Source organism: Actinomadura livida, from assembly GCF_014648675.1.
Taxonomy (GTDB): Bacteria; Actinomycetota; Actinomycetes; order Streptosporangiales; family Streptosporangiaceae; genus Spirillospora; species Spirillospora livida.
Genome location: NZ_BMRO01000009.1, coordinates 326,347 through 340,127, shown reverse-complemented (window position 1 = coordinate 340,127; position 13,781 = coordinate 326,347). Strand labels below are relative to the sequence as shown.

Annotated in this window: 15 protein-coding genes; 5 read left to right on the top strand and 10 right to left on the bottom strand. The window is 69.9% G+C overall.

All coding sequences use genetic code 11. The annotated features are described in order from the left end of the window. Window positions 1-194 precede the first annotated feature (194 nt). The 5 genes from IEZ03_RS23205 to IEZ03_RS23185 form a co-directional block, all read right to left on the bottom strand. The gene (locus IEZ03_RS23205; protein ID WP_221480768.1) at window positions 195-389 is read right to left on the bottom strand and encodes a Rossmann-fold NAD(P)-binding domain-containing protein; all 195 of its coding nucleotides are present in this window, start codon (window positions 387-389) and stop codon (window positions 195-197) included. Window positions 390-539: 150 nt separating this feature from the next. Beyond that, on the bottom strand, window positions 540-2,192 hold the full coding sequence (locus IEZ03_RS23200; protein WP_184885566.1) for an ABC transporter permease: 1,653 nt from the start codon (window positions 2,190-2,192) through the stop codon (window positions 540-542). Beyond that, window positions 2,189-3,115, bottom strand: coding sequence for an ABC transporter ATP-binding protein (locus tag IEZ03_RS23195; RefSeq protein WP_184885568.1), 927 nt, complete (start codon window positions 3,113-3,115; stop codon window positions 2,189-2,191). The genes IEZ03_RS23200 and IEZ03_RS23195 overlap by 4 nt, the downstream gene beginning before the upstream one ends. Before the next feature lie 79 nt (window positions 3,116-3,194). Beyond that, window positions 3,195-3,872 (bottom strand): TetR/AcrR family transcriptional regulator, encoded by a 678-nt coding sequence (locus tag IEZ03_RS23190; protein WP_184885570.1) that lies wholly within the window; start codon window positions 3,870-3,872, stop codon window positions 3,195-3,197. 82 nt (window positions 3,873-3,954) lie between these two features. Next, complete coding sequence (locus IEZ03_RS23185; RefSeq protein ID WP_184885572.1) at window positions 3,955-4,896, bottom strand: ankyrin repeat domain-containing protein; 942 nt, start codon at window positions 4,894-4,896, stop codon at window positions 3,955-3,957. A 175-nt stretch (window positions 4,897-5,071) separates the two neighbouring features. Here IEZ03_RS23185 and IEZ03_RS23180 point away from each other — a divergent pair, with 175 nt between their 5' ends. Both IEZ03_RS23180 and IEZ03_RS23175 read left to right on the top strand, forming a co-directional pair. Continuing rightward, the gene (locus IEZ03_RS23180) at window positions 5,072-5,692 is read left to right on the top strand and encodes a TetR/AcrR family transcriptional regulator (protein WP_184885574.1); all 621 of its coding nucleotides are present in this window, start codon (window positions 5,072-5,074) and stop codon (window positions 5,690-5,692) included. A 40-nt stretch (window positions 5,693-5,732) separates the two neighbouring features. Next, entirely contained in the window at window positions 5,733-6,641 is a 909-nt protein-coding gene (locus IEZ03_RS23175; protein ID WP_184885576.1) for an alpha/beta hydrolase, read from the top strand. A gap of 206 nt (window positions 6,642-6,847) precedes the next feature. On the opposite strand, the gene IEZ03_RS23170 is transcribed toward IEZ03_RS23175, so the two are convergent. The 4 genes from IEZ03_RS23170 to IEZ03_RS23155 all read right to left on the bottom strand — a co-directional run bounded on the left by IEZ03_RS23170 (window position 6,848) and on the right by IEZ03_RS23155 (window position 10,037). Continuing rightward, on the bottom strand, window positions 6,848-7,861 hold the full coding sequence (locus IEZ03_RS23170) for a glycoside hydrolase family 6 protein (RefSeq protein WP_229808504.1): 1,014 nt from the start codon (window positions 7,859-7,861) through the stop codon (window positions 6,848-6,850). A 295-nt stretch (window positions 7,862-8,156) separates the two neighbouring features. After that, entirely contained in the window at window positions 8,157-8,504 is a 348-nt protein-coding gene (locus IEZ03_RS23165) for a pyridoxamine 5'-phosphate oxidase family protein (protein ID WP_229808503.1), read from the bottom strand. A 34-nt stretch (window positions 8,505-8,538) separates the two neighbouring features. After that, on the bottom strand, window positions 8,539-9,267 hold the full coding sequence (locus IEZ03_RS23160; protein ID WP_184885580.1) for a flavodoxin family protein: 729 nt from the start codon (window positions 9,265-9,267) through the stop codon (window positions 8,539-8,541). Window positions 9,268-9,593: 326 nt separating this feature from the next. Then, a complete protein-coding gene (locus tag IEZ03_RS23155; protein ID WP_184885583.1) occupies window positions 9,594-10,037 on the bottom strand; it encodes an SRPBCC domain-containing protein in 444 nt (147 codons plus the stop codon). 351 nt (window positions 10,038-10,388) lie between these two features. Between IEZ03_RS23155 and IEZ03_RS23150 the strand changes: the two genes are divergently transcribed. Together IEZ03_RS23150 and IEZ03_RS23145 are read left to right on the top strand one after the other, a co-directional pair. Further along, window positions 10,389-11,273, top strand: a complete 885-nt coding sequence (locus tag IEZ03_RS23150; protein WP_184885585.1) for a bile acid:sodium symporter family protein — start codon at window positions 10,389-10,391, stop codon at window positions 11,271-11,273. A 253-nt stretch (window positions 11,274-11,526) separates the two neighbouring features. After that, entirely contained in the window at window positions 11,527-11,862 is a 336-nt protein-coding gene (locus IEZ03_RS23145) for an MmcQ/YjbR family DNA-binding protein (protein WP_184885587.1), read from the top strand. 362 nt (window positions 11,863-12,224) lie between these two features. Here IEZ03_RS23145 and IEZ03_RS23140 read toward each other — a convergent pair whose 3' ends face one another. Further along, entirely contained in the window at window positions 12,225-12,653 is a 429-nt protein-coding gene (locus tag IEZ03_RS23140) for a hypothetical protein (protein ID WP_184885588.1), read from the bottom strand. A gap of 425 nt (window positions 12,654-13,078) precedes the next feature. Between IEZ03_RS23140 and IEZ03_RS23135 the strand changes: the two genes are divergently transcribed. Next, window positions 13,079-13,726 (top strand): class I SAM-dependent DNA methyltransferase, encoded by a 648-nt coding sequence (locus IEZ03_RS23135; protein ID WP_184885590.1) that lies wholly within the window; start codon window positions 13,079-13,081, stop codon window positions 13,724-13,726. Window positions 13,727-13,781 lie beyond the last annotated feature (55 nt).

Below are 13,781 nucleotides of genomic sequence, written 5' to 3'. Positions count from 1 at the left end.
GCGTGCCCGCTCACTTGCGAAGCGCGACCTGTACGAATCTCGTAAGATTTACCGCCCCGCACATGGCCGAACCCCGAAGGCCCCACCGCCGACCACTCCGGCCACTCCCGCCTCCCGTTTGGTCGATCGCCGACCGGGTGGTCGGGCCGCCAGTCGCCGCTCCAGTACCGAGGCGTCGTGCAAGGCCGTCATCTCTACCAGGGCAGTGCTCCGTTCTCGTCCTGGAGGGTTCCCGTCGGCCCGTCCGGGTCGAGGGTCGCCAGCGCCACGACGACCTTGGCGCTCTCTTCGGGCGGCCTACCGATTCCGAAGGCGGCGGTCATGTCCGTGGCGGTGGTGCCGGTCTCCAGCGACCACCCCGAGGCGGCCAGCCCGCTTGGATCCAGCACGACCGACAGAACCGCAAGGAGCCGGCCCTCAACCTCGAACGGGCGAAGCCCATCAACTCGATGTGAAACTGCCTAACGGGGTTACGCCCATCGGAAACTGATCCGAGCTCAGACGTCCGTCCGATGGGGCCAGAACAATCCGGGGGGCGGTCATGCTCCGGTTGTCAGGTCGCGGCGGGCGAAGGTCCGGAGGGCGAGGGCGGTGAGGGCGGCGGCCAGGAGGGTCAGGATGCCGGTCGCGGTGGCGGCGATCTCCTCGCCCGGGTATTCGCCGACGTGCGCGAACGGAGAAACGCGGACGGCGCCGTCGGGGAGGTCGAGGACGGGGGCGAAGAGCCCGGCGACGACGCCGTAGCCGAGGGGGGCCCACACGATCGGCAGGAGGCGCGGCAGCGTCCCGTACAGCAGGCCGGCGGCGGCGAGGAGCAGCCACACGGCCGGGGTGTGGGCGACGTGGCCGAGCGTGGTCTTCCACAGGAGTGCGGTGTCGCCGGTGCCGATGGCCGTGGCGGCTCCGGTGCCCAGGCCCGCGACGAGCAGGAGCCACGGGACGGCGATCGCGGTGACGGCCAGGTTGCCGCCGAGCCAGCCGGTGCGGCTGACGGAGGTGGCCAGGACGGGTTCGGTACGCCCGGCGGCCTCCTCGGCGCGGACCGACTGCACGGCCAGCAGCGCGAACACGGTGACCGTGAACGCCATGGTCAGGCCCATGACGCCGAGGTAGCCCGCGACCAGGTTCCCGCCCCCGCCCATGACGGCGACCAGTTCTTCGGGAGCGTCTTCCAGCCCGTCGGCCAGGGGCTGGGCGAACGCGCCGTAGGCCAGGCCGGCGACCAGGAGCGCGATGCTCCAGCCGATGATGCCGGCGCGCTGGAGGCGGAAGGCCAGGGTGGGCGCGTCGCGGAGCCATGCGGCGGCGCGGGGCGGGCCCGGGCGCGGTGGGACGAGTCCCGCGTCGAGGTCGCGGCGGCCGGACAGGCGGTATCCGGCGGCGGCGGTCGCGGCGGCGCAGGCCAGCGAGAGGGCCAGCGGCCACCACCGGTCGAGCGCGTAGGGTCCGGTCTGCTGCGACCAGCCGAGCGGGGACAGCCACGACAGCCAGGACGCTCCGCCGTCCTGGACGGCGGCCATGTCGCCGATGCCGCGCAGGACGAACGCGGCCCCGAGGACCGCGCCGGTGAGACCGGACGCGGCGCGCGGGTAGGCGAAGATCTGCACGGCGATCGAGGCGATGCCGCCGAACACCAGCCCGACGGCTCCGGCGGAGGCGCCCAGCAGCGCCGAGCCGGCGGGGGCGTGCCCGGCGGCGAGCAGGACCGCGGTGACCAGGGCGGCGACCGTCGCGCTCAGCAGCGCGGTGAGGAGCAGCGCGGCGGTGAGCTGGGCGGATCGCCCGACGACGTTCGCGCGGACCAGCTCGGCCCGTCCCGACCGTTCCTCGGCGCGGGTGTGCCGGGTGACGGTCAGCAGCGCCATCAGCGCCGTGCCGAGCAGGATGTACAGGGCGTACTGCCCCGACAGGAACCGTTCGAGGGTGATGGCGTCGTAGCCGTAGCCGGGGCCGCCGAACAGCGCCCCGGCGGGGCTGCTGGAGAACGCGCTGACCGCCTCCAGTTCCTCGGTCGTGGTGTAGACCGAGCCCAGCGCGGTGGTGAAGTAGCCGGTGAGCAGCGCGATGCCGAGCGTCCAGGCGGGGAACCGGATGCGGTCGCGGCGCAGCATGAACCGCAGCAGCGTGCCCGTGCCGGTCAGCGGTCCGGCGGACGCGGGGCGGGCGGAGGCGGGAAGGGTCGTCGCGGTCATGGCCTGCTCCCGGCGGCCGCGCCGCCGCCGGTGCGGGCGAGGTCGTCGCCGTAGTAGCGCAGCAGCAGCTGCTCCAGGGTCGGCGGGTGCGCGGTGAGGGCGTGGACGTCCAGCTCACCGAGGCGGCGGACGACGGCCGCCAGATGGTCGCCGTCGACGTCGAAGCGGATCCGCCCGTTCTCGGTGCGCAGGTCGTGCACGCCGGGCAGGCCGGCGAGGTCGCGGGCGTCCCCGCCGGTGGTCGCGGTGACGGTGGTGCGGGTCAGGTGCCGCAGCTCGGTCAGCGTGCCGGTCTCCACGATCCGGCCGCCCCGGACGATCGAGACGCGGTCGGCGAGGGCCTCGACCTGGGCGAGGATGTGGCTGGACAGCAGGACCGTTCTCCCGGCGCCGCGGGCCTCGCGGATGCACTCCTGGAAGACGGCCTCCATGAGCGGGTCGAGGCCCGCGGTCGGCTCGTCGAGCAGCAGCAGGTCGGCGTCGCAGGCCAGCGCGGACACCAGCGCAACCTTCTGCCGGTTGCCCTTGGAGTAGGTGCGGCCCTTCTTGGTGGGGTCCAGGTCGAACCGCTCGCACAGCTCGTCCCTGCGGGACGCGTCGGTGCCGCCGCGCAGGCGGGCGAACAGGTCGATCGCCTCGCCGCCGGTCAGGTTCGGCCACAGCTCCACATCGCCCGGGACGTAGGCCATGCGGCGGTGCAGGCCGACCGCGTCGTCCCAGGGGTCGCCGCCGAGGAGGCGGACGCGTCCCGCGTCGGCGCGGAGCACGCCGAGCAGGATCCGGATGGTGGTCGACTTCCCGGCGCCGTTCGGCCCGAGGAATCCGTGCACATGACCGGGCTGGACGGACAGGTCGAGCCCGTCCAGTGCCTTCACTTTTCCGAAGGACTTGTGCAGGTCGTGGATCTCGATGGCAGGGGTCATTCTTCAGCCCTCGCTGAAAAGCATGGAGAAAGGCGTGGCCGAGCGCGCTCGGCCGGGTGGTGAAATGGTGTGGGTGCGTTCAGTCCTCGGCGCCGTCGCGGGGCGGGTCCGAGACGTACAGGAGGTACTCCTCCAGTAGCGACCGGTCGGTGTAGAGCCCCTCGGTGAACACTTCGAGCATGGGGACCGTCACCTCCTCCATGTAGGCGCGCAGGGCCTTGCCGAAGGACGCCGGGTCGGCGTGCTCCGGGTGCATCGTGAGCCACATCAGCATCGAGCCCATCCCCTGGTACGCCATCACCCGCGCACGGGCGACCGGGTCGCGGCTCGGCCGGATCACCCCGGCCGCCACCCCCGCCTCCAGGTACCGCGCCGCGTCGTCGACCATGTGCTCGAACAGTTCGGCCGCCAGGTCACCGCCCTCGCGCATCGATCGCACGACGTACCGGACGACGGGGGCGAAACGCTCGATGTCGGCCAGCTGCGCCAGGAGCCCGGCGGCGGTGCCGTCGGTGGCCGCCGCGCGCTTCTCGGCGACGATGACCTCGCGCACCCGCCCGTCGCACGCGCGCCGCAGCCCCTGCTTCGAGCCGAAGTAGTGCACGACCAGACCCGGCGACACCGCCGCGTCCGCGGCGACGGCCCGCACCCCGGCGGTGAACCCGTCCCGCCCGAACCGCTCGATCGCGGCGTCCCGGATACGGGCCGCGGTCCCCGGGTCGCCGCCACCCGCCGAAGACGTGCTCCTCGCGCTCACGCCCACCACATTAAACACTCGTTCAATGGCCGGCAAGAGATGGCGGGAAACGGTCTTAGATGACCATTGAAAGGAACCGTGCTCACTGAGAGTCTCTGGGGCCGAGCCGCACCCAGGCGTCCGGGCGCTCCAGGCAGTCTGTCGAAACGGGCTTCAGGCCCGAGTACACCAGGCAGTTTACGAGCGCGTCGCCACACGAGGCGAAGCTCGCCAACACCTCGCGGGCGGTGGAGTCGGGATCAGGGTCGTAGCCGGGGTGCAGGTCCCATTTGACCTGTCGACCGTCCTCGGCAATGCGCCCCTGATTGCCGCTCTTGGGGTTGGCGTACATGCCGTAGGCGAACGTCCCTGCCGTCACCGCTTCCAGGACGTCAACGGCCCGGTACCCCCACGGCTGTGCGATCACGCAGCCGCCGGGAACATCGGTGACGCCGACGATGTCCCTCGCGCCGCAGATCTCTTCCTCGTACCACGGCGTGTGGTCGTCCACGACGATGACCTCACCGACGGTCAGGCGTTGCAGCGTCTCGACGGCTGTCAGGCCCGCTACGCAGGCCGCCGAGAACCCGTCGTAGGAAATGCCGGAGAAGACCTCGGCCAGTTCAGGCCCGGCGTCGGCCATCGCCCGCTCTTGGTCGGTGAGGGCCTCGTCTTCGGGGAGGTCGAAAAGGTCACCGAGTGAGCCTGCCAGGCTGAGCCGGCCCGGCGACCAGCCGTTCATCATCGGTCGCCACGGATCGGCACCCAGTTCGGCCAGCACCCAAGCATTGTCCTCACGGTCGTGGTAGACGGCGGTCCACAAGGCGCTACGGCCCCCGTAGAGGGCGTCGAGGTCCAGAGCGCGGCTTGCCAGCTCGAATACCACCTGAGGTGAGCCCTCCTTCGCGGCCACGTGTAGTGGGGTGTAGAAGGTCCACAGTTCCCCCAGGGGGTCAGCCCCCGCCTCCAGGCGTTGCAGGAACTTCTGCGGATCAGTGAAGTCGCCGTGGACGATTCCGGACCAGTCCGCCTGGCCTTCGACCATGATTCATCCCTTCTTGCAGCTCAGGACCTGTCGTCTTCGCGAGCACACGGACGCCCCCCGCGCCACACGCCCGAGCTTGTCACCAGGCGCCGACAACCCGGTCGGTTGCCGCCGGGGCTGTTAATGCGAAGAAGTTCGCGTTACTCTGTCCGTGACCCGCAGAGAGGGGTGCCGGATGGACGTGGAGCCGCGCGCGGCGGGGGCCGCACGGCCCGGCGGCCGGACGGCGCGCACTCGTGCGGCGGTACTGGACGCGGCCTGGGACGAACTGGAGTCCGGCGGGTACGCCGGACTCACCCTGGAGAAGGTGGCCGAGCGCTCGGGCGTGCATCTGGCCACGCTGTACCGGCGGTGGCGGACGGTCGAGGGAGTCGTCCTCGACCTGCTGGGCGAGCTGGGCAAGAACGAGGTCCCGATACCGGACACCGGCTCGTTGCTGGACGACCTCCGGGCGCTCGCGCTGGAGATCGCCGCCCTGTACCGGCAGCCCAGGGCTCGGGCGCTCGTCGAGGGCGTCGTGGCCGCCGCCGTCCGGTCCCCCGAGGCGTCCACCGTCTGGGCAACGGTGATCGCCGACCGCAATCGCCTCGCGTCCCGGATCGTCGAACGGGCCGTAGAACGCGGGGAACTACCGCCGGGGACGGACGGTATCGCGGTGATCAGCGCCGTCGGCGCCCCCATCTACTATCGCCTGCTCGTCGCCCGCGGGCCGGTGGACGACGAGGTCGCCGAGACCGCCGCCGCGGCCGCGCACGCCGCTGCCCTCAGCGGCGTCTTCACCCCCGGCCCTCCATAGGCCGCGGCGTACATCCGCCGCACCAGCGAAAGGACCCGCAATGCGCCAGGACATCGAGTTCGTCTCGGCCGGGACGACCCTCCGCGGATGGCTCTACACCCCCGACGGCACCGCCGGCCCGCACCCCGCCGTGGTCGTCACCCACGGACTCGGGGCGGTCAAGGAGCAGTACACCGACGACATCGCCGAAGCGCTCGCCGCGGCCGGGCTGGCGGTCGTCCTCTACGACCACGCCTCGTTCGGCGCGAGCGACGGCGAGCCGCGCCAGGAGGTCGACCCCTGGACGCAGATCCAGGGATACCGGGACGCCATCACCTTCCTATGCACGCGTCCCGAGGTGGACGCCGAGCGCATCGGGGTGTTCGGGTCGAGCTTCTCAGGCGGGCACGTGCTCGTCGTCGGGGCCGTCGACCGGCGGGTCAAGGCCGTCTACTCGCAGGTGCCGGTCATCAGCGGCGGGACGACCCTGTCGCGGTTCATCCCCAGCGAGGCGCTCGCCGAGGTGCGCAAGAGCTTCGACGCCGACCGGCTCGCCCGGTTCAACGGCGAGGCGCCGGCGGTGATCCCCCTCATCACCGCGACGCCCGGGGAGCCCGCGGCGATGGCCGACCGGGAGACCTACGAGTGGTACCAGACGATCGAGCCGGAGCGCCTGGCGACGTGGCGCAACGAGGTCACGCTCAGGTCGGTGGAGGCGATCGCCGGCTACGAGCCGGGCGACTACATCGCCCGCATCTCCCCTACACCGCTCATGCTCGTCGTCGCCCAGCACGACATCCTGACCCACAGCGACCTGGCCTTCGCCGCCTACGAACGGGCCCTGCACCCGAAGCAGCTCGTCACCCTGCCCGGCGGGCACTTCGTCGTCTACAACCAGGAGTTCAAGAACACGCTCGCCACGATGACCGAGTTCTTCCTCCAGCATCTCGCTCCGCGGACAGCCGGCTGATACTCCAGCGGCACTGCCATCGCCAGCACTTTGGGGACTGGCGTCGAGCAGGACTGGTCACGCCGGCCCTCGCGTCCATCGGGTTGAAGAGGATCCCGTGATGCTGACTGTCTCCACCGAGGTCGTCCGTGAGTGAGCGGTGAGCCCTCGGCCTGAGGCAGGTCGAGGGCTCACCGGCATGGTGCGGGCGGCACGCGCGCGAGCGGTTACCGGGTGCCGTCGATCAGGCGGATGGCCAGGTCGGGGCTGAACTGTCCGGCGGGGATCCCGGCACCGATCCCGCAGTCACCGTCGGAGTCGCCGGGGACCTTGACCCACAGTTCCAGCTCGGCGTCGGCTCCCTCGCGGGGCGGGGTGCCGAGCCTGCGTCCGGCCGGGTTGCACCATTCGCCGTTGGAGCCGTTGCCGTTTCGGCTGGTGTCGACCACGAAGGTCTTGCCGCCGGGGAGCCCGGCGTTGACGGCCTTGGCGTAGGTGACCGACCGCTCGGTGGTGTAGTAGTTCGACACGTTGACCGAGAAGCCGCGTGCGTCCGCGATCCCGGCCGCCTGCAGACGCTGGGCCATGGTGCCGGCGGGAATCCAGTTGGCGTTGGCGGCGTCCAGGTAGACCCAGGCGTTCGGCGCCTTCTGCTTGAGCTGCTGCACGCCGTATCTCAGCAGGTCGAGCCGGGTCTGCCGCTCGGTGTCGTTCGGCAGGCAGTCGAGCTGGGCGACCGCGTCGGGCTCCACCACGACGATCGCGTGGCGGCTGCCGATGGCCGCGGCGAACTGCCCGATCCAGGTGCGGTAGGCGTCCGGGCTGCCCGCGCCGCCGCCGGAGTGGCTGCCGCAGTCACGGCCCGGGACGTTGTAGGCCACCAGCATCGGTGTGGCGCCGCTCTGCTCGGCGCCGCCGACGTAGCGGGACACCGCCGCGGTGATGTCGCTGTCCCAGTTGCCGAACCAGCGTGCGATCGGCCGGTCGGCGATGGCCGCCTTGATGCGGGCGGCGCGCCAATCGCCGGGATTGGCGGCGACCCAGGCCGCCGGGTTGGAGTACGGGTCGACGTACAGGTTGGCCGCGGTGATCGCCTTGGCCGCGGGCGCGGCGTAGGAGACGGCACCGACCTTGGCGGTCTGCGGCTGCTGTCCGGTGAAGTAGGCGCCGGTCAGGGCGGCCGCCGACGCGGTGAACGCGGCGACTGTGGTGATGGTCCATCTACGGAGAGCGGGTAGCACGGGGAGCCCTTCGTCGTCCGGTGTCATGGCGGGGGTCGGCGTCCGCGGGGTCTTCGGTCATATGTCGGCGGAGCCCTGGGGAGCGGACGTCTTGAATGCACTTTCTCTGGCTGTTTCCCGCGAAACTACCGACGCGCAGAAAATCGAGTCAAGAGCCCTTTCACGCTTTCCATTTCCGTTCAACTTCCGAGCATCTCGCCGCCATTGTTAGGCGCCGTCAAGGAACCGGCCTAACGAGCTGAACTCGTCGCCTGGAAACCTGGTGCCCGGCGGTGCGCACGCCTGGCTTCCGCGTTCAGAATGCGAAGCGGCGCACCCGCTCCGGGTGGCGGACGATACGGATGAGCTCGTCGGCGACCATCGCGGCCAGGTCGTCCGCCCGCTCGTCGAGATCCCAGTAGCGGGCGGCGAGCCGCTCGGCGAGGTCCCGTGCACCCTCGGCTTCCACGGTGGTCTGGCCGGTGACCGACACCCGGCGCTCGCGCTCACCGGGCGGGGCGGCGACGACGATCGAAGCGCGCGGATCGCGGCGCGGCCGTCGCAGTTTCACCGAGTCCGACGGCGTGAACAGCTGGATGGTCCCGTCCGCGGCGGCCTCGAACCAGACCGGCCGGGGCTGTGCGGGCCGCGGTGGCCCGGCCACCGGGCTGCGTCGTCTCGGAACCCGCCGGAGGTGATCAGCGGTGTTCGGGATTGGCGTTGTCGGGGTGGCAACCGGCGTCCCAGGCCGTGCGCTGGTTGCCGTAGGCCGGGATCCCACCGGCGCGCCGGATCAACGACGCGAGGTGGAGCAGGTTGTAGGTCATGAACGTGATGTTGCGGTTGGTGAAGTCGTTGTCCGGGCCACCGGAGCCCTCGTCGAGATAGGAGGGGCCGGGACCGACCTCACCGATCCAGCCCGCGTCGGCCTGGGGCGGGACGGTGAACCCGATGTGCTGCAGGCTGTAGAGGATGCTCATCGCGCAGTGCTTGAGGCCGTCCTCATTGCCGGTGACCAGGCAGCCACCGACCCGGCCGTAGTAGGCGTACTGGCCGCGCTCGTTGAGTACGCCGGAGTAGCCGTAGAGCCGCTCGATCACCCGGCGGGTCACCGAGCTGTTGTCGCCGAGCCAGATCGGTCCTGCGATGACCAGGATGTCGGCTGCCAGGACCCGGGTCAGCAGGGCGGGCCATTCGTCGGTGTCCCACCCGTGCTCGGTCATGTCCGGGCGGACGCCGGTGGCGATGTCGTGATCGACGGCGCGGATCTGATCCACACCGACTCCGTTGGCCTCCATGATGGCCACGCTGCGGTCGATCACACCTTGGGTGTGGCTGCTGTCGGGGGAACGTTTGAGGGTGCAGTTGATGTAGATCGCGCGCAGCCCGGTGAAGTCCGGTCGTTCCTCGGTCACGGATGCGGTCATGGCGTCCTTCCGGTGCTCGGTCGATGTGCCGCCCGCGTGGCCGTCTCGTGTCCGGGCGGTGGCGATGACGTGGATGTTGTGGGCCGGACGAACTTCTTTGCGGCTCTCGTCGCGGATCTGGCCGATTTCGATGACTCGGTCAACGTCAGGGTCCGGAGACCGTTCCGGCGGACGCGGCGCCGGAGACCGTCCGTCCCGATGCCCGGTTCCAACTGCCTTGGCCGCGCACGGCCGCCGGCCGCGAGCATCCGCGGCCCCTCCGCGACCGCTGCCGTAGGGCGGCCCGGGCCCCCTGGCTTGGCTCCCGTCACGGAAGTCGGTGCAGCTCAGCCAACGCCTGTCTTGCCCTCTGCCCGCGCGGCGAGGGCGGTATTCATTGCTGCGAAGCCCGCCTCGGTCGATCGCAGTAGGCCGCGCAGCAGCGGGACGAGCACTCCGGAGAACCGCTCAGATTGGATGAACCGGGTCGATCCGGGGGTGAGGGCCTCGAGTTCGAAGGAGTGCGCGCCGTCGAAGATGCCCGGGATGAACAGGCGGCCGAGCCAGGCGAGCCGCCGCTCGGGCTCGACCTCGGTGACGGTGGGAGTGAAGCGCTGCCGCTTCGCGCCGGGAGGAGCGATCGTCACGGCCAGCCGCGATCCGGGAACCAGGCTGCCGTCGAGCTCGATCATGAAGGGGTTCCATTCCGGGTACGCGGCGGTGTCGGTGAGGACCGCCCACACGCGACTCACCGGCGCGTTGATCTCGACTGTGTGGCTGACGGTGGGCATGGTCGTCCTTTCGCGATCGGCCCGAGGTGACTCCATCTGTCCACCCCGCTGCCCGGCGTCATCCTGATCACCGAGGACGGCCGCGAGAGCCGTAGACAAAACACCCCGTACTGCGGTAGGTAAAGCCGACTACTCAACCGCGAATTCCCTGTTCACCGCCAGAAACGGCGGCGCAACCGACCGTACCCGAAACCCCTCTGCCCCGCCGCCGTCCCTGGCCGGTGGCCAACCGACCGACGCCCGCGACCGCCGGCAACCGCGTGATGCCCACCCGAAGCGCAACACCGAGGACGGCGAACGCTCCCGTCGAAAGCCCACCGCCACCGGGAGCACCAACCATGAAGGAACAACGTGAACGACTCAGCATTGATTGCCGTCGGGCTGCCGATCGCGCTGGCCGTCATCATGTTCGGGCTCGGGCTCTCCCTGACGCCCGGCGACTTCCGCCGGGTGGCCCGCAGCCCGAAGGCGGTGACCGTCGCGCTCGTCCTGCAGATGCTCGTGCTGCCGCTGGTGGCCTTCGGCCTGGTCAAGGCCTTCGATGTCGATCCGTTGATCGCGGTGGGCGTGATGCTCCTGGCCGCCTCCCCGGGCGGCACGACGGCCAACCTCTACAGCCACCTGTTCCGCGGTGACGTCGCGCTGAACGTGACGCTCACCGCGATCAACTCGGTGCTCGCCGCGGTCAGCATCCCGCTGATCACCAACCTGGCGATCGGCTACTTCGACGCCGACGGCACGCTCGGTCTCCAGTTCGGCAAGGTGCTCCAGGTGGTCGCCATCGTCCTCGTGCCGGTCGGCATCGGCATGCTGGTGCGCCGGCGGTCGGACGCCTTCGCCTCGCGCGCCGACCGGCCGGTCCGGATCTTCTCGATCGTGGTGCTGGTCGGGGTCTCCCTGGGCGCCATCCTCGGCGAGCGGGAGAACATCGTGGACTACGTCCGCGAGGTCGGGCTCGTGGTCACGCTGTTCTGCCTGGCCAGCCTCACTCTCGGCTACACCGGAGCGCGGCTGTTCCGGCTCCGGCGAGAGCAGGCGATCGCCACCTCCATGGAGGTCGGCATCCACAACACGACCGTGGCGCTGACCATCGCCCTCAGCGTTCTCGACAGCACGGCGGTCGCCATCCCCGCCGCGGTCTACAGCATCGTCATGTACGTACTCGCCACCGCCTTCGGCTTCGCCATCACCCGCACCAACATGACGAGCCGACAGGAGGCCGAGTCTCACGTTTAACTACCTATTCCTACGCACCCAGTTGAGCGGCGAGGGGGCAGGGGATCGTGGTGCAATCCCGCCGTCTTGACATAGAAACACCAGCTCAGAGGCCGGTTCTCCGCTGGGAGGACCGGCCTTCTGATCGTTTGTTGGCCCTTCGTTAGCGGACTGGCCAACGGCGACACGTCGCCAGTGCCGCACCGGTCCCCTTGCCGTGCCCTGAGGGTACGGATGGAGATGAACCGTCCGACCCGGCTGGTACAGCTTCAGCATGCGCGCTGAAGAATTCCTTGAACTGGTGCTCAGCCTGCCGGAGGTCGCGGAGCGCGAAGCGTTCTCGGACCTGACCGGATTCCGGGTCCGCGACAAGGGGTTCTGCTATCTCAACGAGGATGACCATGTCGTCCTGCTCAAGGCCACCCGGGAGGAACAGGCCGCCCTCATCGCCGAGGACCCGGCCACCTACTCCCCGTCCTGGGCCAGCGGACGCTTCGCTTGGGTAGAGGTCAAGTTGGCCACCGTCGACCCAGAGGAACTGGCCGAACTGGTCACCGAAGCCTGGCGGCTCTCCGCTCCCAAACGCCTCGCCGAGGCATTCCGCACCTGACCTGCCCGGCTCAGGACATAGCTGGCAACGATGCTCCAGCTGACACGCACACCAGCACTTCGGGGGCGAAGGCATGCGGTTTCGCCCTGCCCTTGAACGCTGTGGCCAGCCCACTCGGCAACCTGGGGAGCTGGTACGCCCCCGGTTGAGCCAGGTCGTACAGGCGCCGGGCTACGGCGCGGCGGCTCGACCCCGTGCCCGGCGCCACGCGGCCGGGCAGATTGCGGCTCTTCCCAGTCGTCGGCGGGCTTGGGCCCGCGTCTGCGTCTGGTTGTTCCAGACGCAGACGCGGGAGCGTGAGGTTGTCGTGAAGCCGCCTCGCGCGGCGGAGTTCGCCACAGCGAGGCGGCCAACGGCTCTCGCTAATTGCAGACCCTGACGTAGTACACGGGATTCCAGTTCACGGGGTCGCGCCTCCCGGCCCCGTACCAGCCGATCTCCACCCCACGCGAATCGAGGAATACGATTGTCGTATTCGTGTGATTATGCGAGTCGTAGAGTCCGACAAAGTTCCGCAGTGCGACGGTGCCGCATATTTTGAAGGTGAATACCCGGTACCTGTCGGGCATCTGCTGGATGGTGCAGAACGCGTAGCCGCAGAGCGAGGCGCCGTGAACCCAGGTTCGCGCGAGCGCGCCGGCGGTCGCCTTGCCGTGGTTGCTGAAGGTGTAGTCGCGGTACCCGACGATGGGCGGATCGGTTCCCGGAGTTCCGGCGAGCGCGGTCAGCCGGCCCTTGTCCTGGGCGACCGGCTGTGCCGCCGCTCGGGGTGTTCCGGTTGAAAGCGCCAAGCATAGGACGGTGAGCGCCACTAGCACCCCCGCCAAGGGATACCGCCTACCTGTGATTATTACCCGCAACGAAACCTGCCTCGACTTTATTCGAACATGACGACCGTGGCATTGCTTTGGTCGACCCTCCCAGCTACCGCATTCATTTCGGCTTCAGAAGAGCTTCATGGCAGGCCAGGACGAGAGCACCCGTTGTCCTGGCACCGCAGCATCCATCCGTAGGTACACGCCGAGGTCCGCAGTTCCTTGGGGACTCCTGCGCCCTCGGACCGCGTGCCGACGGGCCCAAGCGCCGGTCCTTCTCGGCCGCATGCAAGTCAAACCGAGTTGCTGGTCGGCGACCGGTCGTGCAGGACGTGCTCTATTGCCGGATCGGGTGCGTGCACACCTGTCGACGCTCTGTCGGAAGGGTTAGAGTCCCTTTGATGACCTGGTTGACCGAGACTCGGAATTCCTACGACGCCATCGCGGCCGGCTACGCCGATGAGACCCGCGACCTGCTCGACAGGCTGCTCCACGTCCGAGCCGGGGTCGTGCTGTTCGCTGACCTGGTGCGCGCGATCGGCGGCGGGCCGGTCGCCGACGTGGGCTGCGGGCCGGGGCACACCACCGCCCTGCTGCGGGAGCTGGGCGCGGACGCGTTCGGGATCGACCTGTCACCCGCGATGATCGAGATCGCCCGCCGCGAGCATCCCGGCGCGCGGTTCGAGGTCGGTTCGATGACCGACCTGGAACTCGGCGACGCCTCCCTCGCCGGTGTGCTCGCGTGGTGGTCGCTGATCTACATCCCGGACGAGGCGGTGCCGGGCGTGCTCGGGCAGTTCCACCGGGTGCTGCGGCCGGACGGAGTGCTGGCCGTGGGATTCCACGTGGGTGACGAGTCGGTTCTCGAGACGACCGGTGAGGGAGACCATGCCTTGCAGGCGTATGTGCACCATCGCCCACCGTCCCGTGTGGCCGGCTGGCTCCGCGATGCGGGCTTCACCGTCGAGGCGGAGCACCTGCTGAATCCAGACGCGCCGAAGCCGGGCGCGATCCTGTTCGCCCGCCGACCCGCGGCACCGCCTCGATAACCCCCGGCAGCGGGGTCGCCTCACCCTTGTCGACCAGGCCGCCGGGGCTTGGGTG